This window comes from Mesorhizobium sp. LEGMi-168a, from assembly GCF_058312955.1.
This window is the reverse complement of sequence record NZ_JBZEGV010000018.1, coordinates 62569-85938: the sequence shown is the minus strand read 5'-3', so window position 1 is coordinate 85938 and position 23370 is coordinate 62569. Positions and strand designations below refer to the sequence as shown.

Genomic DNA, 23370 nt, shown 5'->3' with positions numbered 1-23370 from the left:
GCGATCGCGCTCTGATCGTCAATCGTCAGACGGACGGGCCGGCTCGCCTGCGCAATTGTACCAGTTCGTTCAGGGCGCGAAGCTCGAGCATCTTCGCACCCTGGCTACGGGCAGTCTCTACCGCGCGTTCAAGCGCCTCAGTGGCTGCCTTGGGGGCACTTCCCGACTGTAGAAGAAGGGCCGCTTTGATCCGGTAGAGTTCCGCGTCGAAGAAGTGCACGTTTACGGCCGTGCTGCTGACGACCGCTTGGTTGATATGGCGAAGCCCCTCGCTTGGCTTCCCTGCTTTGCCGCAGGCGTCGGCGAGAAGGCCGAGCGCATAGCCTCGAAACAGCTCCGCACCTGTTGCGGCGTACGCCTCGATTCCCTCGTTCAGCATGTTGATCCCTGCATCGGTTGAGCCTTGCTCGGCAACGGCCCAGCCCCGAAGAATGGTGCCCCAGGACATCCAGTACAAAAGGTTATTCTCGGTAGCTATCGCAACGGTGCTCGTCGCAAGCTCCTCAGCAATTTCTGGCTGACGGAGGCCTTGATGGACGGCTGCCGACATACAGAGTGCATAGGTGAGGCTGAGCGGATGCGCGAGCGTTTCTGCCAGACGGATTGCTTCGCGGCTTCGCTCAACTGCACACTCGGAGTTACCCACGCACCATTCGAGCCAGGCAAGATTGGCAAGGCCAGCGACACCCGCATCGGATCCGTATGCAACGACGTTTCTGGGCGACAACGCTGGATCGTAGTCGCCGATGGCAGCCTCGAGCTGCTTTCTACTTGCTGTGAATTCGCCGAGGCAGAAGAGACACCAGCCGAGAGCGCGTCGAGCTTCGACTCGAATTGACCGGTCATTACCCCGGTCTGCCACCTCAAGGAGTTGTTCACCGATTTCTCGTGCCGTTTGAACAGGTCCTCGCACCTGGTAGTACGACTGCAAACCTCGAAGGGCAGCCGCGAGCTGTGGGGTATCTCCGATTGTCTGGCACAGCAAACGCGCCCTCGCGTAGATGTGCTCAGCCTCCGAAGCGGCCCAACCTCTGATCGCGGTCAGCGCAGTGCCAAGCCCGATCAAGAGCGAAGCCTCCTGTTGCTGGCGCTGGCGCGAGGAAGGAAGGCTCATGATCGCAGCCAATGCTTTTCGGAAGTGAGCTTCTGCCTCGAGGTTTGTATAACGGCTCAGTGCTCGTTCGCCGGCTGTTTGCCAGTAGTTTATGGCGCGCTCTGTATCTCCCGCGAGGTTGAGATGCCCAGCTATCAGCTCCGGTTGCCGCTCGACGAAATCCGGGAACTGATCAACCAGCGCCTCGGCGGCCCGCAGATGATAGCGGCGCCGTGAGCTTCGAAGCAGAGATTGGTAGGCTGCCTCCTGAATGAGTGCATGCTTGAAAGAATATGAAGCCTGCGGAGGAATACCACGCTGTAACAGAATCTGACGGTCGACCAGCTGGGATAGAGCGCTCAGCAGCTCTGTCTCAGACGCCAACGTGACTGCCTTCAGCAACTCGAACGGAAACTCGCGGCCAAGAGTTGCCGCGATCTGCGCGGTCGCTTTGATGGAATTCAGCCGATCCAGTCGGGCCATCAGGGAGTCGCGCAGCGTTACAGGGATGGCAGTCTCGTCGAGGAGGGCGGGAGTCGCCGCGCTTTCGGTGGCCTGCGCAGATTCAATAACGGTCTTCGTTAATTCCTCCACGAATAGCGGCACGCCGTCAGCCCGTTCAATCAGCTGGCTGAGCAACGCCGGTGATAGCTCGGTGCCTTTGGTCAGGTTGGCAATAATCTCGTTAGTGTCACCAGAGGAGAGGCGCGAAAGCGTAAATCGCATCGCGTACGAGGGATCGACCCAAGGTTGCGCGAACTCCTTGCGAAACGTCAGGACGAGAAATAACTTCGCGGTTGGAACAAGCTGAAGAAGTTGCTTGATGACGTCGAGCGTCGAGGGATCGGCCCAATGGAGATCCTCTACGACAAGAATAACTGGGCGACGCTCGGTCTCTCGAAGCAACCAGGCCAGCAGGATTTCAATCGTCCTCTCCCGCCGCCTCCGAGGCAGCAGATTGGTCGTGTCCAATCCGGCAGGAGTCGGGAGCGACAGCAGAGAGGCAATCAGAGGCAGCGCTTCTTCCACCCGAAATGGCGATTGCTTTAGTGACGTTTCAAGTTTCGCGAGTCTTTCGGCCGCGCCATCCGACGAGGTAATTGCAAGATGCCGATGCAGCAAATCAATAATCGGGAGGAACGCGCTGTCGGACGAATGCGGCATGCAGTTACACGCAAGCATGGAATGCTCGTCGGCTATGCTGGCGTGAAAAGCGTGTACGAGGCGTGACTTGCCAAATCCTGGGTCGCCGCAAATCAACGCCACTTGACCCTTGCCCTGCAGTACGCGCTCCCAGCCTTCTCTGAGGTGTGCCAGCTCGCGTGTGCGTCCAACGAGGGGGGTAAGGTTCCGAACTTCAAATGCATCCTGCCACGTGAAGGCTGATTCAGCCAACGGTACATAGACCCGAATCGGACGCGAAATGCCTTTGACGTGGCGCTCTCCCAAAGCGCGACATTCAAATCGATGCTTGACCAGAGCGTATGTGGCATCGCTGATGAGTACCGTCTGGGGCGCAGCGAGCGCTTGCAGACGAGCTGCCAGATTGGGGGTTTCGCCGACGATAGAGTAGATCTCCCGTTCAGAACCGCTAGGGAGATCGCCAGCAACCACCAATCCGGTATGAATGCCGATGCGAACCTGCAAGCTGGCACCAGCGCAATCGACCATTTCAGCGCTACGTTGCTGGAAACGTGAGATGATTTCAATCGCAGCGCGCACAGCCATTACCGGATCGTCGTCGCCTGCACCGGGATAGCCGAAGTAAATGAGAAGACCGTCCCCGAAGTATGAAGCTATCCACCCGCCGCAATGGCGGACCACCTCATCGCAAGTGGATCGATAGGTAGCAAAAAGGTCGCGGAGATCCTCGGGGTCGAGTTGCTCCGATAAAGCAGTTGACCCGACGATGTCACAAAACACGACGGTGATCTGCCTGCGCTCTGCGGAGGCGAGTGCGGCGGCGTCGGACAGAGGCGAAGGTACGTTCGTCAGCGGTGCTCCGCAGTTGCCGCAGAACCGCATACCAACCCCGTTCTCGAACCGACACCGAGGACAGCGCATATGGAGCGTCTCCAGCTTATAAACCTGTGAGTGCCCGTCCCGAGAAAGGGGTTTGTGGCCGGGGGTTCGTGCGACTCCAAAGGTTGTCGAAGCCTTCTTGGAACCACGATGTGGATCCGGCGACATCATAGCCGCGGTGGCTTACGTTAGAAACTCCGAATGGACTCTGACCGAGCCGTTTATGCCGAACCGTGTGAACGCGCGACCACGCGCCTGGTCGCCGCGTGAAATCATCAACGCGATCTTCTACGTCGTGGAATTGCATGGCGACTTCTCCCGCGCGACCTGCCGTCCGCACCGTCTATCCTGGTTCAGCCCTATGGCGCGACGCAGGTCTCATGGCCCTTCAACGACCCCGAGGCCACCCTGGGTTTCCGCTGCGTTGCCTCTGTCATGCTCCTTACGAAGGCTGACTCGACCCTCAAGAATTTCGGACCATGCTCTGAGCCGAAACCAGGCTCGGTGCACCGATTGACGCAAAACAAGGGCTGCCGGTCAGAGCGCTTGCCGGCAGCGCGTTGGATTTCCCCAACGAGAGGTGCTATTGTTGCTGAGGAGGACTTGAGTTGCCACCCGTTCTGAACTCACCCCTAAGCATAACACTGTCGATAACTCAGACGTGCAATCTAGAGTGCAAGCATTGTTATGCAGATTGCCAGGCCAGCGAAGCGTCCGCTGAAGTCACTACTGATGAATGGCAGAGGTTCCTCGACTATTTGGTTAGAAATGATTTTATTTCCGTTTACTTCGAAGGCGGGGAACCTCTTTTCCGGGAAGATTTTCTTCAAATTTTGGAACACTGCGCTCGCCGCATGATGACCATGTTGCGGAGCAACGGAACCCTCATCAATCGCGAGATGGCGCATCGCCTAAAGCAGATCGGCATAGGACGTGTGCTCATTGACCTGATGGGAGCGAGAGCCGAGACGCACGATTATTTCACCGGAGTAAGCGGGAGCTTCCAGAAAGCCCGCGAAGCGGTTCGCTACCTGCTCGAGGCTGGCATCGATACTGATGTGCTCACGATCCTGAACCGGAGAAATATGCACGAACTGCAAGAGTATTTGGAGCTTGCACACGAGCTCGGTGTTCCCCGCGCAGGAATTCTGCGCCTCTATCCTCTGGGACGAGCTAAGTCCCGCTGGGATGAGTTGGCGATGTCCCTGCAAGAGCAGATGGCTGTGCTCAACTCGCTTGCACCACCACCTGGGCTTACCGTGATGAAGTCGTGGCATCCCAATGACCGGAACTGCTGCTGGCAGGCTGCTGCGGTAGATCCATTCGGCCGATCAATTGGTTGCGCTTATCTCCGCGAGTACGTCGATTACGGCAATATTCGCGAGGTGCCGTTCCTCGACACTTGGGAGCATTCCCTCTACCGAGAACTGCGCTCCGGTGTGGTCGAAAAGTCGTGCCCGACCTGCGATGCCGTTGAAGGAACGCGCGGAGGATGCCGTTCGGCGGCCTATGCCTTTCATGGTCGTTGGGGGGCACCTGATCCGTTCTGCTCGACATTGAATGACGGAGTCGACTTACGTGTCTTACCGTCGCGTCTCCTTTCGAAAGGTCGCAAACCTACGTATTCGCCCCGTCGATGAGATGGGTATCTGCATCGTGTTCACCCCAGAGAACCCGAGGCTATACACCCTCAATTCGTCTGCGTGGCTTATAATGGAATTGTGCGACGGGCGGAGTTGGAGGTCGCTGGAGCGTAGCTATTTTGCTACAATCGAACCTTCGCGCTCGCGCGAAGTTGCACGGCTTGAACTGCGGCGGGGCATTGAGGATCTCATTCAGCAGGGCGTCATAGAGCTTGTAGAACCGGCTTGAAGCGCCGGAGAAACCATTCGGCGACCAGGAGGACTGGCTAGTGGCACGCAATCCGACTATCGAACAGGTCAAGCGCTTGGTACGTCGGCAAGGCATTCCGGCGCCACCGGCGGTCGAGCCAGTTGTCGTTGAAGTTCGCACGCACGGGGCTATTTCATTTACACCGTGCGAGCCGGCTATTCCTTACGCCCTGGGTTGTATTCTGATTGAATGGACATTTGGTATCCCCTACCAGGATGTGCCCGCATTCCATCAATTCCTGGAAGACAACGAGGCTTTTATTCGGCAAAACGTGGAAAAGGTTGAGGGTGCGAGGTACTTGGGAACGTATTGGTCAATTGGCTACCGATATCATTACAGAACCTTTTGGTCATACGATTCAGAATCGGCGATAGCTGGTCTGAATGACGCCATACGAAAGTCGCCTAACCTTTCCGAAGCGATCGCAAAGCTTCGAACTTACTGGTCGAAAGATCCATCCCGGAGCGAGTTCAAATACCAGCCTGCGTCCTTGATTACTGCCAAGAAGCTTGAGGATTACGCTAAAGAGGATCCGGTGGTCGGTATGGGACTGGTCGCACCGGCACAGGCGCGAAAACGACCGAGAAGTAAAAAATAGATCACGGACGTTTACTAGGGCGTGGACTCATCGATGCCAAGCTTTTTGTAACGTTACTGACCCGCTAGGCTAAGTCAACGAGAATTGTTGTAGCGAACGATTACATCTCCCAGTGTTTCGTATCGAGTATCGTCCGATCCGGCTCGCAACAGTCTGCCTGACCTTCGACGTTACGTGCCCATTCCATCGCATCCTTCCGGGGCCTGAATGGCTTCGTCATCATTGGGAAACCCCAATGCCTGACCTGAATGGTACCTGCTTCCGCGCTTGCAAATTGATGCCACGGCCTCGCTCCGTTACGCCAGAACCGTGCCTGCAACGAAAATAAATCAATCTGATCGGATTGTCGTTGTTAATTTATGAATGAAATCATCTGTTGAATTATTAGCGCACCCGACAAGATTCGAACTTGTGACCTTTGCCTTGGAGGGCCGAGGTTCGAGCCCGTCGAATTTCCGTTGTCCTTGTCCATCGGATTCTGCCGTCAAACATTACGTTTGACGCGGGCCATAGAAACACCTCGGTTGTGTTCGCCGTGCCGTCAGCGAGCGATGATCGATTGGCCCGCTTGCCTGCTAGTTTGAGACCTCGTGTCTGCATCGAATTCCCAGCATCGACGTAAGTGCGCCAGCGAGGCGCCTCAGACTTAACGTCCAAGATGGGTCAGGTCACGGGTCAAGCTCTCTGCGCCAAAAGGTCGTGCCGCTCCGGAGCTGGTCGATCACCAGGATTGGGCGAGCTACCAAGGGAAACCTTGTTCTGACGCTACTTCAAGTCCAGGACGACATTGCTCGCGGCGATACGCGCGGGGTTCGCGACGACTTCGATGCCGACGATGCGGTCGCCGGCGATGGTGAACGAGAACATCACGCGCGGCGTGCCTTGCGGCGCCCAGGCTGCTCCGGCAACGCCACCGATGAGCGCCGGCTGGGCAGCGCGCGCGCGGCCGACAAAAGTTTCAGCGACGCTTCTTGCGCCGCGAATCTCGGGCGCGAACTTCGGCCCGACGGCCTGTTTTGCACTATTGAGCACAGCGGCCGTGTCGGCACGCAATACGACGTCGGGATCCAACAATTCCAGCAGCGCGGCGAAGTCACCGCTGCGCGAGGCTAAGAGGAAGGCATGGACGATCTTGCGCTGACGCGCGGGATCTGGCTTCGAAGCCAGATCCGCCGCCCGCACGCGCCGACGGCCGCGGCTAGCGAGCTGGCGTGCCGCAGTCGGCGTACGACCGACGATCGGTGCTATGTCCTCGAATGAAACGCCGAACAAATCGTGCAGCACAAAAGCGAGCCGCTCGGTCGGAGACAGGTGCTCGAGCACGATGAGCAGCGCCGGTCCCATCGCGTCCACAAGAATGGCTTGCTGCTCCAGGCCTTCTTGCTTGGAATCAGGGATGTCGTGCTCGGGCAGTTCCATGTCGAGCTGCTCTTCGCGTCGCTTGACGCGGGAACGCAGCGCGTCGAGCGATAGCCGCGCAACGACCGTGGTGAGCCATCCGGCCACATTGTGAAAGCCGCCACCATCAGTACGGCTGAGCCGCAGCCAGGCTTCCTGAACCACATCCTCTGCTTCGCTGGCGGAGCCCAGCAGGCGGTAGGCAACCGAATGCAACCGCTCGCGGTTAGCCTCGAATTGGGAAGCCAGCCAGTCCTGTTCGCTCATCGGTCACATTATCCCTGCGCGGTTCGTCATAGGTAATGACGAACCGACTGGCCAACATGTGACAATTGGAAGGCTGAAGCGATGAATCTCAACCTTGGCACGCGAATCGCGGTCGTGACCGGTGGCTCCTCCGGGATCGGCTTGGCGACCGTCAAAGCGTTCCTCGACGAAGGCGCGGTGGTCGTGAGCTGCGGGCGAAATGCAGATCGCCTGGCCAAGTCGGAAGCATTTCTGGCGGCCAACGGATCAAGTATCGAACGGCTGACCACCTGCGTCTGCGACGTCACCGATGCATCCTCGGTGGCCGCGATGGCGCGGATGGTTGAAACGCGATTCGGACGGGCCGACATACTCGTCAACAACGCCGGCCAGGGGCGGTTCGGGACGTTTGCGTCCACATCGGACGAAGCGTGGCTGGCCGAACTCGAGTTCAAGTTCTTCTCTGTCATCTACCCCACCCGTGCCTTCGTCCCTCTTTTGCGCAAAAGCGATGCAGCCTCCATCGTCGTCGTGAACGCGCTCCTGGCTCGCCAGCCGGATCCCGACATGGTGGCGACTTCGGCCGCGCGCGCCGGCGTGCAGAACCTTGTCAAGTCGCTGAGTACCGAGCTGGCGCCAGCGATACGGGTCAATGCGACCTTGATCGGCAACGTAAATAGCGGCCAGTGGGAAAGACGGTATCCGACAGCATCGAAGCCGGGACAGACGCTGGACGACTATCTGTTGGAAGTGGCAAAGGACAAGCGCATTCCGCTGGGTCGGCTTGGCACGGCAGATGAAGCTGCAGCGGCCATCCTCTTTCTCTCTTCGCCACGCGCCGGTTTCATCACCGGTGCTGCGCTCGAAGTGGCCGGCGGTGTTTCGAGGTCCTCTTGGTGACAGGAACCGCTGGACGCCGCCGGACGCCGCGCAAAGCCGCGTTTCAGTCCACGCGCAGGCTTTGTTCCATTGCGTAGCACTGATCCCACACGAAAGTGTCAAATGCGCCTAGCCTGCTGCTCCACTTCGGCGTCAACTCCTTGACGCAATGTCCAGCGACACGCGCCGTGTAGTCGTCCGTGAGAGCCCACGGATTTCCCGCATCGGCGGGATTGATGCCTGCCATGAAAGGAACCGCCTTAAGCGCCGCTGCGGCCGCGCTCTTCACGTCGTTGTCGAACTCGATCTGGGTCAGTACATCGGCGCGCGTTCCCAACCGGGCGACATGACCGGCTACCAGTTTGTCGAAGGGAAGCTTCGCAATCAGTTCCACCTGCGCCATCCAAGCCGGCAAGTCATGCGCGACGGCAAAGCGCCGGAACGGCATCCATCCCGGGAAGACAAGATCGACCACCATCAGTGTTTTCTGTTCCGGCGCATAGATGAAGATGTTGCCCGGTTCGTGACCATCCCCGTGATATGAAAGTTCCAGGCGCTGGCTGCCAAGCTTCATCCGGTAGGTGTTCTTGAATACCACGGTTGGCAGAGGCCGCGCCGGATCGGCGTCGCGGCGCAACAGCCGCCTCGTCTCCTCCTGCGCCACGATGACGGGATGGCCGCCCAGCAGACCGGCGCCGCCGATGTGGTCGGTGTGCGAGTGGCTGTAGATAATGTGGGTGATGGGAAGCGTCGTGACCTCGGCGATCGCCTGCTTCAGCTTGGCCGCATATGAGGGCGGCGCATCGATAACGACGACGCCGGACTCGTAGACCATGAACATTGACTGGTAGGCGTTGTCGGTGACCATGTAGAGGCCCCTGCCAAGTTTTTCCACGCGGTAGCCTTTCTGCGGGTCGATGGCAGGCCCCTTGGCGGAGTCTGGCACGTCGAGGTACTTGTCGAGGCGCACGCCGATCGGAGCAATCTCCGGAGCATCGGGAAACGGAACTCCCGCGCGACCGGCTGGCGCGGATGTAGATGAGTTCGGTGCAGCCGGGGCGGAGCCGGCAAGCGCGGACGTTGCAAGGAGCGCGCACGCAACGGCGACACTCAAGATGGATCGAGTCGGGTGTTTCATGAGATTCCCCTGGAAATAGACCCCTGACATGGACATGACGGTTCAGACCGACGTTTTGTGACGCGTGGTGCGCCACCGCCGCGCATTCAATCCGCCATCGCCTATGCCGAGCCGTCGATGCCCATTAGAATATGGGCTGGACCGTCGAGGGGGCGGGACGTGTCTGCTAAGGCGCGGCTTCTACTGCGACCTGTGCCGTCTGTGACTGCTCCCTGGCGAGTTGTTATCCGCCGCCAGAGAGCAGAGCGACGCAGCGGCCTGCGTCGCCGGATAGAGGCCGCTACTTCAGTGCGGCCTTCTCCAGGCCGAATTTGGCGTCCGCCGAACCTGGCACCGTCTTGAAGCCGATATTGAGACGGTTCCAGGCGTTGACCACCATCACAACGAACGACAGATCGGAGATCTCCTTCTCCGACAGCTGTGTCCGGACGCACTCATAGATGTCGTCCGGAACGCCTTGCTCGGGCAGCTTGGTCAGGACCTCCGTCCAGGCCAAAGCGGCGCGTTCACGCGGAGCGAACAAGGTGGAGTCTCGCCACGCCGCCAGATGGTACAGGCGCAACTCGCGCTCACCGTGGATCTTGGCCTGCTTGACATGCATGTCGAGGCAGAAGGTGCAGCCGTTGATCTGCGCGGCCAGGATGGCAACGAGATCGCGGATGGGCTCCTCGATCGAGCTCTCCCGGGTGGCGGCAAGAAACTCTGTGAATTTCTTGAGGAGTTCCGGGGACTGTTCGGCGTAGTTGACACGGGGCCCCGGGGCTTTCTGTGCTCCCGCGGGGGTGCGCGTTTTGGTGGCCATGTTCATCGATATCTCCTTGGCGACAGTTTGAAGTTCATCGCTTGGAAAACATGCCGGGACAGGTCGAACTGAGCCATTGCGCGAGGGGGCTGTGACTTCAATCGGGACGTCCAGGCGGCCTTATTCTCAAGGCTAGGTGACCCACGCCTCATGGATTTCCATGAGGTGCGGCCGCGGCGTGGCCCGGTTAGGATGGAACACAAATTCGCCAGCCCAGATGTTCGAGGATGAGTGTTAAACAAGGCGCTGACAGTCTCCGGCTTTCATTGTCCGGTAGGAGAAGGCAATGACGACAGCGTTCAACTCACTTGGCGAAACCGATGCAGAAGCATTGCGAGCGGCCCGGATCATCGAGAGCGTGGTCGGCAATGCGTGGGCGACAGACGCGGCCGGCAGGTTCAGCTACGTTACTCCCACCATGTTGTCGGATCTCGGCACGACACTGGAGGAACTCAACACTTCGTCGGAAGATGGTTCCGCGGGTTGGAAGCGGCTGATCCATCCGGACGATCATGACCGGGCCGTCGCCGCGTGGCGTCGCTGCCTTGAGACAGGTGAGCACTACATTGTGGAGCACCGCATTCTGCGCGCGAGCGGTGCGTATAGCTGGAGTCGAAACTCCGGACAGCCGCTGCGCGATAGCGCAGGTCGTATCGTTGCATGGTATGGCACGGTGATCGATGGCGATGCGCCGTCAGCAGCCAGGGAGCGATTCGCTGACGTCACTACCGCTGCGCTCGAGAAGAAAGCCGCTTCCGACCCGCCGCATTCGCTGAGCCTTGTCCACCCGGATGACCGGACCGCAGCGGCTCATGCGGCCGCCCGCGCCTTCTGGACAGGCGTCCCACAGATCACGAGACACCGGCAACTCCAGGCCGACGGCAGTTACCGTTGGAACGAGACCCGGTCTGAGCCAGGCTACAGTGTAAGTGTCGACATCGACGATCTGGTGACCGACAGGGAGGCGCTCGCCAAGGCAGGGCTGGACCCCCTGGTTGAAGACGACGCCGAACCCATTCGATCGGCGAAGATCGTTGAAAGCATATTCGGCAACGGGTGGGCGTTCGACGCGGCCGGTAGATGGATTTACCTGCATCCGTTTGCACTGAACTCCCTCGGGGTGACGCTGGAAGACCTGAACGCTCCGTTGAGCGACGGGCATACCGCCTGGAAGCGTTTGCTTCACCCGGACGACTACGAGCAGATCGCAGCCACATGGCGCCACTGTCTGGAAACAGGCGATCACTTCAATGTCGAGTTCCGCTTCCGTCGCGCGAACGGCGTCTACGTATGGGCCCGAACCGCCGCGCGGCCAGCACGCGACAGCCAGGGTCGTATCACAGGATGGTACGGCATCGCACTCGACAACGACGTCTACAAGAAAACCGTGTCAGCGCTGCGCGGTCGGGAGCGGGAACTTTCTCAGCTCGTCGACATGGTCCCAGTCCAGATCAGGCGTCTGACGCCGGAAGGCGAGCCGACCTTCTTCAACAAGCGCTTGCTTGACTTCTTCGGTTTGGACGGCGTGGCGGATTTGGACAAGCCGGCGATGAGCCGGCTGACGGCGGCGATACAGTCCCTCGTCCATCCAGAAGATGCGGCCCGCCTCCTGGAGACCGTCCGCCACTCCCTGGCTACCGGCGAGCCGTACTCCATGAAATACCGCATGCGCCGTGCGGATGGCGCGTACCGCTGGGTGGATGGGCGCGGTGAGCCGCTGCGCGATCACAGCGGCGCGATCGTGCAGTGGTATGCAATCTCCATCGACATCGACGACGAGATGCGCGCGCAGGAAGCGTTGCGCGACCGGGAGCGGGAGCTCTCGCAGCTTGTAGATATGGTGCCGAGCTTCCTCTGGCGCCTGTCTGCGTCGGGCGAGCCGGTCTTCTTCAGTAAGCGTATGGTCGAGTTTCTCGGCCTCGACGTAGGAGAATACGAGAGTGCGGGAGGAAATGGTCTGACAGCCGCTATAGCGGCTGTCGTACATCCCGACGACGCGGCCAAGCTGGAGGCTGCGCTCAATCACTCCATCGTCACGGGCGAGAGCTTCTCGCTGAACTATCGCCTGCGTCGCGCCGACGGTGTCTTTCGCTGGATGTCGGGTCGCGCGGAACCGATGCGGAACGAGGATGGGTCCGTCGTCCAATGGTACGGTCTTTCGCACGACATCGACGACCAAGTGAGGGCCGAAGAAGCGCTGCGGAAGAGCAAGCGGCAACTGGAGCAAATGATTGACGCCGTGCCTGTGAATATCCTGAGCTTCGCCCCTTCAGGCAGGATCACCTACACCAGCAAAAGATACCTGGAGAAGGTCGGTTCGCCACCGACGCACATCGAGGACTTCGACGCCCTGGCCCGGGACCTGGCCCATCCTGAAGACTTTCCGATCATGTTCCAAAGGGCATCGAATGGCTTTGCGACCGGCCAGCCTTTCGTGAACCGGTTTCGTCGGCGCGAGAAGGATGGCGTCTACCGCTGGATAGAAGCACGAGCGCAACCGTTACGGGATGCCGATGGCGCGATTGTGCAGTGGTATATGGCTTCAATCGACATCGAAGACGAGATGCGAGCGCAGGAGGCATTGCGCGAAAGAGAGCGCGAGCTTCAGCAGCTTGTCGACGCCTTGCCGGTCCACATCTGGAGCTGGACGCCCGATGGCAAGCTGGCCTACGTCAACAGGCGGTCTTTGGAGGATCTCGGCATCTCCGGGGCGAACTTCGAAGATTTCACCAAGGTGGCGCAAGAGCTGATCCACCCCGAAGATGCTCCCGAGGTGCTCAAAAGGTCAGCCAGCTGCCTCAAAACGGGCGACTCCTTCATCATGCGGTATCGCCGGCGGTGGAAAGACGGCAACTATCGCTGGATGGAGGGGCGCTGCGAGCCTCTGCGCGATCGGGACGGAACGATCGTGCACTGGTACCAGGTTTCCATCGACATCGACGATGAGATGCGCGCACAGGTGGCGCTGCGCGAGAGAGAACGTTCGCTGTGGCAGCTGGTTGAAACGCTGCCGGTGATGATCGATTGCGCCACGCCGAATGGCGAGCCGATATATCGCAGCCGTCAGCTCCGCGAATTCCTCGGATATGAGTTGGAGTCATTGGACGGCAAGGGAAAATCCCGCCTGGCCGGCACACTCGACGACGGTGTTCATCCTGACGACTTGGCGGGCGTCAAAGCGAACTATGCTCATTCGTTGGCCACTGGCGAACCGTATGCGCGGAGGCACCGTCTGCGGCGCTTCGATGGCGAATATTGCTGGGTCGATATGCGCGCAGCACCGATGCGCAATGCCGAAGGGGCGATTGTTCAGTGGAACGTCGTCTGTCTGGACATCGATGGCGAAGTTCGAGCGCAAGAAGAGCTGCGCCTGGCGCAAGAGAGACTTGCACGTGCGAGCCAGGCGGCGAGTCTTGCTGAGCTTTCGGCCTCTATCGCGCATGAGGTGAACCAGCCTCTGGCAGCCGTTGTCGCCAACTCGTACGCCTGCCAGCGCTGGCTCACGGCCGAGCCGCCAAATATCGAGCGGGCACAGAAGACGGTGGAGCGCATTATCCGGGATGCCAACTCCGCGGCGGATGTCGTCAGCCGCATCCGCGCCTTGTTCAAGCAGTCTGCAGACGCGATGGCCTACGCGACACTCGGCAGCGTCATCGCGGAGGCGCGCGACCTCATCGCTGAAGAGGCGGTGCGGCGTCGTGTTCGTCTGGACGTCGATGTCGAAAGCGACCTTCCTGTTGTCGCGCTCGATCGGGTGCAGATCCAGCAGGTTCTGGTGAACCTCATCCGCAATGGCATGGATGCGATGGACTCTGTCGCGGGTGACAGGGTTCTTGGACTTCGCGTGCGCCGGACAGGAGATGCGATCCAGATCGAGATCAGCGATCGTGGCCCGGGCATTGAGTTTCCTGACCGAATATTCGAGCCGTTCTTTACGACGAAAGAGCACGGCATGGGCATGGGGCTCGCGATATGCCGTTCGATCGTCGAGGCGCATGGCGGACGGTTGTGGGTGGAGAAGAACGAGCCACGCGGGACGACGTTCGTCTTCACGATGCCCGTTGAAATGAAAGCGGCAGCATGACGACCGACAATCACATGGTCTTCATCGTCGATGACGACGTGCGTATCCGGGAAGCGCTTGGTGAGCTTCTGGAGTCGCATGGTATGCGCGCCATCGCGTTCGGATCGGCCGGCGACTATGTCCTGGCCGACAAGCCGGACGTCCCTGCCTGCCTCATCCTCGATGTGGAATTGCCGGACATCAACGGGCTCGATCTGCAGAAGCAGATCGCCGAGGGCGATCATCCGCCGATCGTCTTCATAACAGGGCACGGCGACATCCCGTCCTCGGTGCGCGCTATCAAGCACGGCGCCGTGGACTTCCTGACAAAGCCTTTCAGTGACGCGGACCTGATGGCCGCAATCCAGACGGCGATCTCCCAGGATCAGGAAAGGCGATCAGAGCGCGCCGAACTCACCGTGTTGAGGCAACGCTATCTAGAACTCACGCCGCGCGAGTGCGACGTGCTGCCGCTCGTTGTGAGTGGCCTCCTCAACAAACAGGCCGCGGCCGAGTTGGGGATCAGCGAGGTCACGCTGCAAATCCACAGAAGGAACGTGATGCAGAAAATGATGGCGGCGTCGCTCGCCGATCTCGTGCGCATGGCGGAACGATTGGAGATACCGATTACCCACTCTCGACGAGCAGGAGGGAACTGAGTGTGAGCAAGGTGCGACCTGTCGTGGCGGTTGTCGACGACGACCCAAGAGTCCTCGAGTCGCTGGAGGACCTACTGGAGTCCGCGGGTTATGTCGCTTGCTGCTTCTCGTCGGCGGAATCGCTGCTCGACCGCAGGCTGCCGGGCGTGGACGTGCTCATCACCGACATCGGAATGCCCGGCACGGACGGCTTCGAACTTCGCGACCTGGTGAAGAAGGCTCGCCCGGAATTGCCGGTATTCCTCATCACCGGCCGCCACGAGATTGCAGACCAGTTTCGCGCCCGGGGGATCAGCGGTTGTTTCCGCAAGCCTTTCGACGGTCAAGTCCTGCTCGCTGCCGTTGCCAACGCCTTAAACGATCGAGAAATGGAGGGTAATGATGAGAGTTGACCAGCCGCTCCAAAGGAGATCGGCATCGTCACCGCAGAGAGGCGAAGCGGAGCAGCCGCTCGTGATCATTGTCGATGACGATGCAGCGGTTAGGGAGGCACTATCGGACTTGATCCTGTCGGCGGGTTTCCAGCCGGTCTGCTTTGCCTCGACGCGCGAATTGCTCCACGCCGACGTATTGCACAAACCCGGCTGCCTGATCCTCGATGTGCGCATGCCAGGAGCGAGCGGTCTCGATCTGCAGCATCATCTGGCCCAGAATGGCAACCCGAAGCCAATCATCTTTCTCACTGGTCATGGCGACATACCAATGACGGTCCAGGCGATGAAAGCCGGCGCCGTGGACTTCCTCACCAAGCCGGTACGGGACCAAACATTGCTCGATGCCATAATCGCGGCCATAGCGATGGATGCCTCGCGACGGGCAAAAGCAGAGGTGGTCAAGCGAAATGTCGAACGACTTGGAACGTTGACGCCCCGTGAGCGCGAGGTCCTCCATCACGTGGCGCGCGGTCGTCTCAACAAGCAGATCGCCTTCGACTTCGGCATCAGCGAAGTGACGGTGAAGCTGCATCGCGGCAACGTCATGCGCAAGATGGAGGCAGCCTCCATCGGTGAACTGATCCGGGCTTGGGAGACACTGCCCATGCCGCTGCGTGAGACCTTGGCCTGAACAGGGGCGGCAGCCGTCGATGGGATATCGGCGCGACAGAATTGCAACTCGTCGACGACTAGATCGTTCACCGTTTTCACGGAAACGGCGAATGCTCTATCTCTTTGATTTCACGCAATTCCTAACGGAAAACCGCTTCACACTTTCCCGGAATTGCTCTAACGGGGACTGCTGAAAGCCCGACCCGTCAGGCGATAGTTCAAGCGAACTTGTTTTGCCTGCTGCATTTATTCGTCGAAGGGCGCTTTCGCTACGAGGTCGACGGAAGAAGAAGCTCGGTATCCGGGGACATAGCGTTCACCGAAATCCCGAACGAAATTGTCGTAGGTCGTTTCGGGCCTCGTCTCGGCGATGTGGCAGAAGCACCGTGTCATGCGTCGCTTCAAGTCGAGCCGCGGGAACTCCCTGACGATACTTGCGATCTCCGCGGCTGGAATGATCTCATACTGCAGGCCCACGACATCCAGGCAGATCCCGGCAGTACAGAGCGCCACCTCCGCTTCCTTGTAGAGACCAATCGATGGCGTCGAGTTGAGAGCGACGCTGTCCCAGATCAACTGGGCGCGGCGCTCGTCGACACCGGCTTGCCTGGCGAAGATCCGTGCCAGATCGGCGCCTTCAACTTCGAACCGGCGCGGACCGTTGAAGCGCTGGTTAAGCGTAAGATCGTGCAAGAGCACACCGACGGCGACGACTTCCGCGTCGTGATCGATGTTGCGAAGCTGTCCGATCCGCTCCGCAAACAGCCAGGACCGGACGACGTGATTGAAAAGATAAGGCTCACATTCCCCGCGAGCATAGTCGAGCGCCCGCTCCACAAGTGGCGTGTCGGGAACCGAAATTCCAGCAAGTATCCGACTGGTCGTGCCGTTCATCTCTATGGTCTCCAATAGGGTTTCGAGCAGCGAGGGAACAGGCGGAAGTTATGGTCCGCCAAGGCCGTCAGGATCTGAAGCAGGCGGGTCATGTGAGGCCCAGACCTCCGTCTACGGCGATCACCTGCCCGGTCATCCACTCGGACGCTGGATCGGCCAGATGGATGATCCACTTGGCCATGTCGTCCGGTGTGCCGCGTCGTTTGAGCGGTATCTGCTCGCGCTCCGCTTCCTCGACGACCGCAGCATGCTCGGGCGAGAGCCCCATCATGCCCGTCAGCGCTCCCGATTCGGTCGGGCCGGCAGCGAGGGCGTTGACGCGCACGCCCAGAGGCGCGAGCTCGAGCGCCCAGCAGCGGGTCAGATGCTCCAGCGCCGCCTTGCTGGCGGCGTAGTGCGAGAGACCAGCCCCGGGCTTGTGACCGAACGTGCTCGACACGTTGATGATCGCTCCCTTCGCCGCTGTCAGATGCGGAAGCGCCGCCGCTGCCAGCAGGCTTGGGCCGAAGACATTCACCGCAAAGATGTTCGTTATCTTCTCAGCGGTAACATCGCCTATAGGCATGAGAGCGCCAGCGCCGGCGTTGTTGACGAGAATGTCGAGGCGGCCCCATGTGCCGATTACCTGCGCAACGGTGCGCGCGGCATCTTCGGGCATCGCAGCGTCGGCGACGAGGCTGACGACGTTTGGGTGCGCAGCGGCTGTTTGCTCCAGCGGTGCCGAGCGGCGTCCTGTGATGATGACTTTCGCGCCTTGCCTGGCAAGGCCGAGCGCGGCTGCGCGGCCGATACCGGAGCTTCCACCGGTGACGATGACGACTTTGTTATCTAATGCGGACATGATCTTGCTCCTGGTCAGCTTCTTCGCTGGATAGATTTTCTGGTTGATGGGCTTCCGGCGAACGTTCAGGAACAAACACGGCGACCGGATCGCTCGCCGGGAAGGTCAGTTGCGGCAACTAGGACACGCGGACTCATTAACACAAAGAGTCCGCGCCCTGGTTCCGCCCTAACCCGACAAGCGGTCAGTAATCCCAGAAGGCCGGCACCCAACGAAAGGCGTCGCCGTCGACTGCCACCCGGCCGACGGAAGGGAACGGCAGGTGAGTGGCCACCAGCTGTTCGCCGGTCGCCGCCAGCTCCGTCAGAAGACGGACACGAACGCGAGCCGCCTCTTTGGGGTCGTGCTCGAAGCCGTTATACCAGTCGGGGTGATCGAACCCGACCGTGAAAACGGCATCGCCAGCGAATGTCAGGCGATCGCCGCCAGATGCCAGACGGACGATGCTGTGCCCGGGAGTGTGGCCGCCGGTGCGATGGACGACCACTCCTGGTGCCACCTCGTATTGCTCATCGAACTGCCGCAGATGGCTCCGGTACTCTTCCATGAACCGCTTGGCGGTTGCCTTAAGCGCGTCCGGAAATCCCTGCGGCATATGGACGTGCGTGAAGTCGGGCGACTCCCAAAATTTGACCTCGGCGGCCGCCACGTGGATCCGCAGGTCCGGCCGCAGCCGGTCTTTCACGCCGTCGACGAGGAGACCGCCGATGTGGTCCATGTGCAAGTGGGTAAGCACCACGTCGGTCACAGACGCAAGATCGATGCCGGCTGAGTCCAGTCGCTTGACCAGTTGCCCGGCCCGCGGCAAGTTCAAATTTGGGTCCAGTCCCAGCCCAGCGTCGATCAGTATGGTTCGATCACCGCTATGCGCCAAGGCCACGTTCAGCGACCAGTCGAAAGCATCCGCTGGCAAGAACATGTCGCCCAGCCAGGCGGCCCGGGCGGCTGGGTCGGCGTTGTGTCCCAGCATTTCGGTTGGGAGTGGTAGCACTCCGTCGCTGACCACCAGCACGTCAATCTCGCCGACTCGCACCGCGTAGCGCGACGGAACCAACTCTTCGGGTCCCGGCCTACCGGGGTGTGAGGCGTTATCTAGGCTCATGTTTGTCTCCTGCTGATCCGCCGCCTTACACACGGCATCGACGACGCTACTTTGAGGCGTGTTTGCGGTCGATTGAGTCGAGGGAGAGGGCGAGCCATACCACGGTATAGGTCCTGTCATTCAGGTTGCGGGGAGTCGAATAGCCGACGAACTCGTCATGACCCAGCTCGCCGATCGGTAGCCGCTTCTCAAGCCATCGAAGCGCCGGATGTCGTGGCTGGTAAGCGCCGATGGTGCCGGCTTTGTTGCTGCCTGCACCATCGCGCGATCCGTTTGTTTAATCCAAAGTCGTCAAAAATGGGCAATGTCGAGAACGCGACGCCAAACTGCATTTGCGAGAGACGAAAAGCTTCTTGGTTCTTCCAGTTGCTTTAACGGCCAGGCTACCATGTGCGGCGGTTCACCTAAGAGCTGCGCTACCGTTGGGTTTGATCCCCGTCCACTCGCCGCTCTGGGGCGATCGCCCTCTGCGTAGATTGCAAAGGCCTACTCGATCACCTCGTCGGTGCGGCCGAGTAGCGGAAGATGGACCTGCTCATCAGGGCGGACACCGGTGGCGCTGACGACGTCGGACTGGTGAGGTGGCGCACGAGATCGGATTTGCTGAGGACACCTTCAGCGCCTCCGCTGGCATTACACACCACGACGAGGGCCGATGCCAGGCCTGGAGCAATTCCAGGAAAAGTGTGAAACGGTTTTCCGTTCGGAATTGCGTAAAAACAAAGAGATAGAGCGGTTCGCCGTTTCCGTGAAACGGTGAACCGCTCTGGACAGCGAAAGGGCGGCCGCTCGCACGATGGCATTGAAGTCGATCACGGCAAGACGTGACGACGTCAAAGGATGCAGTCTGTCGATCAGCATTGCGGCGCCCCTTGTCTAATCGATCATGCCGCCGAGCCTTTCGAATGCTCCGGCGGCACGGCTCTCTCCCTGTTCAAACCCGATTCAGAAGTCCTCGACTTCACTCGTCGTAGGGCGTCGTCAGTTCCGTCTCGTCTGTGTCGACAACGAACACGGCGAGGAGCTTGGCAGGTTCGGTTGCGCTGGCATTTTCGCTGACGCCATGACGGTCGCCGGGAAGTTCGGTAAAGCCCTGGCCGGCGTGATAGGTCGTCACCGGCCCATCGTTGACCTTGCTGCGGATCGCGCCTTCGAGGACCGTCGCATAGATGAAGGCCGAACTTGGGTGCGTATGTGCCGAGGATGTGCCGCCGGGCTCATACTCGACAAGCACGGCACGCATGCTTTTGCCCGGCACGTTGGGAAGCGGATGGTCGTAGACCAGCGTGACCTTGTCACCATGCGAATCGCCGGCGAACGCACCGGTCGCAACGATACCGGTGAGAACGGCGGCGCATAGGATAGACCTGATCATTATCTTGGCTCCAGTTTGCGGGTTGAGAATGGAAGGGGTGATCGCCGGCCGGAACGGAGGCGGCCGGCGATCGGGCTCTTGCTTGGGGGGATGCAGCTCGAGCCTATGCTCTGATGAATGCGAGCAGGTCGGTGTTCACCAATTCGGCATGCGTGGTGCACATGCCGTGCGGCAGGTTCTCATAAGTCTTGAGCAGGCCGTTCTTCAGGAGCTTTGCCGACAGCGGCGCGGAATCCGCAAACGGCACGATCTGGTCATCGGTGCCGTGCATGACGAGAGTCGGCACGTCGATCATCTTGAGGTCCTCGGTGAAATCGGTCTCCGAGAATGCCTTGATGCCCTCGTAATGTGCCTTGACGCTGCCCATCATTCCCTGCCGCCACCAATTCTGGATAACGCCAGGTATGGGTTTTGCACCCGGCCGGTTGAACCCGTAGAAGGGACCCGAAGGGAAATCGACGTAAAACTGCGCACGGTTGCCGGCGAGGGACGTACGCAATCCATCGAAGACCTCGATCGGAAGTCCACCGGGATTGCCAGACGTCTTCACCATGATCGGCGGCACCGCACCAATAAGAACCAGCTTCGCAGCGCGACCCTTGCCATGGCGAGCGACGTAGCGAGCGGCTTCCCCTCCACCCGTCGAGTGTCCGACGTGAATGCTATCTGTGAGCCTGAGATGTTCGACCACAGCGGCTGCGTCGGCGGCGTAGTGGTCCATGTCGTGACCATCGCTCACTTGCGCGGACCGGCCGTGACCACGCCGGTCATGAGCTATGGTGCGGTAGCCCTTGTTGACGAAGAAGAGCATCTGTGCGTCCCAATCGTCGGCGCTCAGCGGCCATCCATGATGGAAGACCATGGGTTGAGCATCCTTAGGGCCCCAGTCCTTGTAGAAGATTTCCACGCCGTCCTTGGTTGTGATCGTGCTCATGGTCCTTGGTCCTTTGCCTGGTCCGGTAGGGGGAAGATTTGTCGACCGCTCCGCTTGCGCGGGCGCGGCTATGGAGAGGCCGGTCGCAACGGTAGCGGCCAGTGCGCCCAGCAACACGTCTCGGCGCGATGCGCCTGCGGAGGAAGGAAAGTCGTCTTTCATCGGTTAGCTCTTTCGCGTTTGAGCGCTGTGGCCGTGCTTCATCGGACGATGCGCGGCCGCGGCGAATCAGTGTTGCGGGCGCGAGGCGTGGCTGAACCAGTCCTCGAAGCGGATGGCGCCGATGCGCGGATGGTCGCCGGGGACGAGCGACCGGTCGTCCAGTTCCGTGCCGAAGTAGCGAGCGTGAGGGTCCCCGATCACCTTGCGGGGATCGTTCGTCGCCTTCAGGAACCGGGCGACAAGTTCACTCATGCGGACCGGCTGTGACCCGGCGATCTCGATGACGCCGTTGATCGGGGCGGAGAGCGCCACGTCGGTCATGATGTCGGCGACATCGTCCGATGCGATCGGCTGAAAATAGGCGGACGGAAGAGTCACGGTATCCCCGACCGTCGCTGATTGTGCGATGCCGCCCAGGAATTCGAAGAATTGCGTCGAGTGAACGATGGTGTAGGCAATTCCGGACTCCCGGATCAGCCTCTCCTGCGCCATCTTGGCGCGCAGGTAGCCGCTATTGGGCAGGCGCTCGGCGCCTACGATCGAGAGCGCGATATGGTGTTTCACGCCGGCCGCCTTTCCGGCGGCGAGGAGGTTGCGACCTGAGGTTTCGAAGAACTCGAGAACGGCCTTGTCTTCAAACGACGGCGAATTTGCCAGGTCGATGACAATCTGAGCTCCGGCCAGAGCATCAGTCAGCCCTTCGCCCGTAATGGTGTTGACACCGCTGTTCGGTGAAGCCGGGAGCACGTCATGACCCTTTTTGCGCAACCGATCCACGGTCTTCGAGCCGATAAGGCCGGTGCCGCCTATGACGACGATCTTCATGTCCAATCTCCTGTTGCGGTTTTGAAAATTGCTTGCTGGATGGAACGTCGGCTGTTGCGTGCAGCCGGCTATTCTTTGGCCGAGGCGGCGTCTTCGATAAGCGCTGTCACCTCGCGCGGATGCGAAACCATCAGGGCGTGGGACGCACCCTTAATGACCACGGTTTTCACCGCGTGCGCGCGTTCCGCCATGAATTTCATGACCGCCGGGGGAATATTTCGATCGGCGGAGCCGTAGATCGCGTAGGATGGAATCGTCTTCCAGGAGGCGGTGCGGGACGGCTCAGCCAGGGCGGCTTTCGCGACGGGGCGCTGGGTCGCCGCCATCAGGTTCGCCTCTGCCGTCGACACGTCGGCCGCGAACTGCTCGTGAAACTTCTGCGACTGGATGTAGAGATCCTGGTCCCCATCAGGCTGAGCCACGGGCAAAAGCGCGTCGCCAAGCGTGCTGCCCGGGTATTTTCCCGAAAGCGTAAGGCTGGACTCACCAGTATCCGGCGCGAACCCGGCCACATAGACCAGCGCCTTCACGTTGGGATTGCCGTTGGCAGCCTCGGTGATTACTGGGCCGCCATAGGAATGGCCGACCAGCACGACGGGTCCCGAGATCGACCGGATGACAGCCGAAACCGCCGCGGCGTCGCTGGAGACGCTGCGAAGCGGATTGGCGGCCGCGATGGCCGCATAGCCGTCCTTGTTGAGGTCGGCGATGACCGCGTTCCAGCTCGACGACTCCGCGAAGGCGCCGTGTACCAGCACGATCGTCGGCTTGGCCTGCTGTTTCGCGGGCTGCGCCACAGTGTTGCCCGATACGGCAATCGCCGCAGAGAGCATCAGAATTCTCGTAATCCTTTGCACTTGCCTTCTCCTCTGCAATGGGACGTGACCAGTTGCTGCAGAGGATGCCCCGGGCCGGCGTGCTGAACTATTCTACGGGGGCATCGGTCATCCGATGCGAAGGTCTAGGTCGGATGCGTCCGGAGACCGGGGTCTGTCGTCAAGGATTGGAGCTTCAAGCATCGACCGGTCCCGAGGACGAGGGTCCGATGACGAAGGCAAAGAGGCGGGCGCGGGGAATACGCTTGAAGACCCAAGGTGCCAGATGGCGGGTTGATTTCGATTGAGGTTCAAGGCGGTGCCGCCCTTATCGAGCTCCGCGTCGGAGATAGCGGCATCGGGATGACGCAGGAGACGGTGGCCCGCGCCTTCGAGCCCTTCTTCACGACAAAGGGCAAGGGCCTGGGCGGTGTCGGCCTTCCGATGGTGAAGCATTTCGCCGAAGCACACCAGGGAAGTGTCGAGATCGAAAGCATCCTGGGATCAGGAACGACTGTGATCTTGCGGCTTCCCGCGGCCTTGTCGGGAATTGACGCCGGGCAAAAGGGTTAATCTACGCCGGAC

At 60.2% G+C, this 23370-nt stretch carries 21 protein-coding genes; 9 read left to right on the top strand and 12 right to left on the bottom strand.

What is annotated here, in order from left to right:
• Positions 1–25 precede the first annotated feature (25 nt).
• Positions 26–3118 carry an ATP-binding protein gene (locus AC4FWB_RS22155; RefSeq protein WP_491028377.1) on the bottom strand — a complete coding sequence of 1031 codons (3093 nt, stop codon included), beginning with the start codon at positions 3116–3118 and terminating at the stop codon, positions 26–28.
• Positions 3119–3723: 605 nt separating this feature from the next.
• Here AC4FWB_RS22155 and AC4FWB_RS22150 point away from each other — a divergent pair.
• Genes AC4FWB_RS22150 through AC4FWB_RS22140 form a run of 3 tightly spaced genes read left to right on the top strand, consistent with a single transcriptional unit; the run spans position 3724 to position 5606 of the window.
• Positions 3724–4755, top strand: coding sequence for a radical SAM protein (locus tag AC4FWB_RS22150; RefSeq protein WP_491028376.1), 1032 nt, complete (start codon positions 3724–3726; stop codon positions 4753–4755).
• Positions 4676–4987 carry a PqqD family protein gene (locus tag AC4FWB_RS22145; protein WP_491028375.1) on the top strand — a complete coding sequence of 104 codons (312 nt, stop codon included), beginning with the start codon at positions 4676–4678 and terminating at the stop codon, positions 4985–4987. Before AC4FWB_RS22150 ends, AC4FWB_RS22145 begins: the two co-directional genes overlap by 80 nt.
• A 40-nt stretch (positions 4988–5027) precedes the next feature.
• Positions 5028–5606 (top strand): hypothetical protein, encoded by a 579-nt coding sequence (locus tag AC4FWB_RS22140; RefSeq protein WP_292375036.1) that lies wholly within the window; start codon positions 5028–5030, stop codon positions 5604–5606.
• A 765-nt stretch (positions 5607–6371) separates the two neighbouring features.
• On the opposite strand, the gene AC4FWB_RS22135 is transcribed toward AC4FWB_RS22140, so the two are convergent.
• On the bottom strand, positions 6372–7271 hold the full coding sequence (locus AC4FWB_RS22135) for a sigma-70 family RNA polymerase sigma factor (protein WP_491028374.1): 900 nt from the start codon (positions 7269–7271) through the stop codon (positions 6372–6374).
• 81 nt (positions 7272–7352) lie between these two features.
• Between AC4FWB_RS22135 and AC4FWB_RS22130 the strand changes: the two genes are divergently transcribed.
• Positions 7353–8150: an SDR family oxidoreductase gene (locus tag AC4FWB_RS22130; RefSeq protein WP_491028373.1), complete on the top strand. Its 798-nt coding sequence runs from the start codon at positions 7353–7355 to the stop codon at positions 8148–8150.
• 43 nt (positions 8151–8193) lie between these two features.
• Here the strand turns inward: AC4FWB_RS22130 and AC4FWB_RS22125 are convergent, their stop codons facing one another.
• On the bottom strand, positions 8194–9267 hold the full coding sequence (locus AC4FWB_RS22125) for an MBL fold metallo-hydrolase (RefSeq protein ID WP_491028372.1): 1074 nt from the start codon (positions 9265–9267) through the stop codon (positions 8194–8196).
• Between the two features lie 280 nt (positions 9268–9547).
• Positions 9548–10069 (bottom strand): carboxymuconolactone decarboxylase family protein, encoded by a 522-nt coding sequence (locus AC4FWB_RS22120; RefSeq protein WP_491028419.1) that lies wholly within the window; start codon positions 10067–10069, stop codon positions 9548–9550.
• A 286-nt stretch (positions 10070–10355) separates the two neighbouring features.
• Here AC4FWB_RS22120 and AC4FWB_RS22115 point away from each other — a divergent pair, with 286 nt between their 5' ends.
• The 4 genes from AC4FWB_RS22115 to AC4FWB_RS22100 are packed head-to-tail and all read left to right on the top strand — an operon-like array spanning position 10356 to position 15856.
• Entirely contained in the window at positions 10356–14153 is a 3798-nt protein-coding gene (locus tag AC4FWB_RS22115; protein WP_491028371.1) for a PAS domain-containing protein, read from the top strand.
• Positions 14150–14791 (top strand): response regulator transcription factor, encoded by a 642-nt coding sequence (locus tag AC4FWB_RS22110; protein WP_491028370.1) that lies wholly within the window; start codon positions 14150–14152, stop codon positions 14789–14791. The genes AC4FWB_RS22115 and AC4FWB_RS22110 overlap by 4 nt, the downstream gene beginning before the upstream one ends.
• Before the next feature lie 2 nt (positions 14792–14793).
• Positions 14794–15183, top strand: a complete 390-nt coding sequence (locus AC4FWB_RS22105; protein WP_491028369.1) for a response regulator transcription factor — start codon at positions 14794–14796, stop codon at positions 15181–15183.
• Entirely contained in the window at positions 15173–15856 is a 684-nt protein-coding gene (locus AC4FWB_RS22100; RefSeq protein ID WP_491028368.1) for a response regulator transcription factor, read from the top strand. Before AC4FWB_RS22105 ends, AC4FWB_RS22100 begins: the two co-directional genes overlap by 11 nt.
• A 227-nt stretch (positions 15857–16083) precedes the next feature.
• Here the strand turns inward: AC4FWB_RS22100 and AC4FWB_RS22095 are convergent, their stop codons facing one another.
• The 8 genes from AC4FWB_RS22095 to AC4FWB_RS22060 all read right to left on the bottom strand — a co-directional run bounded on the left by AC4FWB_RS22095 (position 16084) and on the right by AC4FWB_RS22060 (position 22803).
• Entirely contained in the window at positions 16084–16731 is a 648-nt protein-coding gene (locus AC4FWB_RS22095) for an HD domain-containing protein (protein ID WP_491028367.1), read from the bottom strand.
• 88 nt (positions 16732–16819) lie between these two features.
• On the bottom strand, positions 16820–17647 hold the full coding sequence (locus tag AC4FWB_RS22090; RefSeq protein WP_491028366.1) for an SDR family NAD(P)-dependent oxidoreductase: 828 nt from the start codon (positions 17645–17647) through the stop codon (positions 16820–16822).
• 109 nt (positions 17648–17756) lie between these two features.
• Positions 17757–18674, bottom strand: coding sequence for an MBL fold metallo-hydrolase (locus tag AC4FWB_RS22085; RefSeq protein WP_491028365.1), 918 nt, complete (start codon positions 18672–18674; stop codon positions 17757–17759).
• A 633-nt stretch (positions 18675–19307) separates the two neighbouring features.
• Positions 19308–19535: a hypothetical protein gene (locus tag AC4FWB_RS22080; RefSeq protein ID WP_491028364.1), complete on the bottom strand. Its 228-nt coding sequence runs from the start codon at positions 19533–19535 to the stop codon at positions 19308–19310.
• Positions 19536–19635: 100 nt separating this feature from the next.
• Positions 19636–20049, bottom strand: a complete 414-nt coding sequence (locus AC4FWB_RS22075) for a cupin domain-containing protein (RefSeq protein ID WP_491028363.1) — start codon at positions 20047–20049, stop codon at positions 19636–19638.
• Between the two features lie 103 nt (positions 20050–20152).
• Positions 20153–20983 (bottom strand): alpha/beta fold hydrolase, encoded by an 831-nt coding sequence (locus tag AC4FWB_RS22070; protein WP_491028362.1) that lies wholly within the window; start codon positions 20981–20983, stop codon positions 20153–20155.
• Between the two features lie 228 nt (positions 20984–21211).
• A complete protein-coding gene (locus tag AC4FWB_RS22065; protein WP_491028361.1) occupies positions 21212–21970 on the bottom strand; it encodes an SDR family oxidoreductase in 759 nt (252 codons plus the stop codon).
• Between the two features lie 68 nt (positions 21971–22038).
• Positions 22039–22803 carry an alpha/beta fold hydrolase gene (locus tag AC4FWB_RS22060; protein WP_491028360.1) on the bottom strand — a complete coding sequence of 255 codons (765 nt, stop codon included), beginning with the start codon at positions 22801–22803 and terminating at the stop codon, positions 22039–22041.
• Positions 22804–23079: 276 nt separating this feature from the next.
• On the opposite strand from AC4FWB_RS22060, the gene AC4FWB_RS22055 reads away from it, so the two are divergent.
• The gene (locus tag AC4FWB_RS22055) at positions 23080–23358 is read left to right on the top strand and encodes a sensor histidine kinase (RefSeq protein WP_491028359.1); all 279 of its coding nucleotides are present in this window, start codon (positions 23080–23082) and stop codon (positions 23356–23358) included.
• Positions 23359–23370: the final 12 nt, after the last annotated feature.

What these genes read in the sequence shown, in the direction of transcription:
- AC4FWB_RS22135 (WP_491028374.1), bottom strand. Translation starts at nt 7,271, where the DNA reads ATGAGCGAACAGGACTGGCTGGCTTCCCAATTCGAGGCTAACCGCGAG.
- AC4FWB_RS22080 (WP_491028364.1), bottom strand. Translation starts at nt 19,535, where the DNA reads ATGCTGATCGACAGACTGCATCCTTTGACGTCGTCACGTCTTGCCGTG.
- AC4FWB_RS22130 (WP_491028373.1), top strand. Translation starts at nt 7,353, where the DNA reads ATGAATCTCAACCTTGGCACGCGAATCGCGGTCGTGACCGGTGGCTCC.
- AC4FWB_RS22145 (WP_491028375.1), top strand. Translation starts at nt 4,676, where the DNA reads ATGACGGAGTCGACTTACGTGTCTTACCGTCGCGTCTCCTTTCGAAAG.
- AC4FWB_RS22060 (WP_491028360.1), bottom strand. Translation starts at nt 22,803, where the DNA reads ATGCTCTCTGCGGCGATTGCCGTATCGGGCAACACTGTGGCGCAGCCC.
- AC4FWB_RS22125 (WP_491028372.1), bottom strand. Translation starts at nt 9,267, where the DNA reads ATGAAACACCCGACTCGATCCATCTTGAGTGTCGCCGTTGCGTGCGCG.
- AC4FWB_RS22095 (WP_491028367.1), bottom strand. Translation starts at nt 16,731, where the DNA reads ATGAACGGCACGACCAGTCGGATACTTGCTGGAATTTCGGTTCCCGAC.
- AC4FWB_RS22115 (WP_491028371.1), top strand. Translation starts at nt 10,356, where the DNA reads ATGACGACAGCGTTCAACTCACTTGGCGAAACCGATGCAGAAGCATTG.
- AC4FWB_RS22110 (WP_491028370.1), top strand. Translation starts at nt 14,150, where the DNA reads ATGACGACCGACAATCACATGGTCTTCATCGTCGATGACGACGTGCGT.
- AC4FWB_RS22065 (WP_491028361.1), bottom strand. Translation starts at nt 21,970, where the DNA reads ATGAAGATCGTCGTCATAGGCGGCACCGGCCTTATCGGCTCGAAGACC.
- AC4FWB_RS22070 (WP_491028362.1), bottom strand. Translation starts at nt 20,983, where the DNA reads ATGAGCACGATCACAACCAAGGACGGCGTGGAAATCTTCTACAAGGAC.
- AC4FWB_RS22120 (WP_491028419.1), bottom strand. Translation starts at nt 10,069, where the DNA reads ATGGCCACCAAAACGCGCACCCCCGCGGGAGCACAGAAAGCCCCGGGG.
- AC4FWB_RS22100 (WP_491028368.1), top strand. Translation starts at nt 15,173, where the DNA reads ATGAGAGTTGACCAGCCGCTCCAAAGGAGATCGGCATCGTCACCGCAG.
- AC4FWB_RS22085 (WP_491028365.1), bottom strand. Translation starts at nt 18,674, where the DNA reads ATGAGCCTAGATAACGCCTCACACCCCGGTAGGCCGGGACCCGAAGAG.
- AC4FWB_RS22075 (WP_491028363.1), bottom strand. Translation starts at nt 20,049, where the DNA reads ATGATCAGGTCTATCCTATGCGCCGCCGTTCTCACCGGTATCGTTGCG.
- AC4FWB_RS22155 (WP_491028377.1), bottom strand. Translation starts at nt 3,118, where the DNA reads ATGCGGTTCTGCGGCAACTGCGGAGCACCGCTGACGAACGTACCTTCG.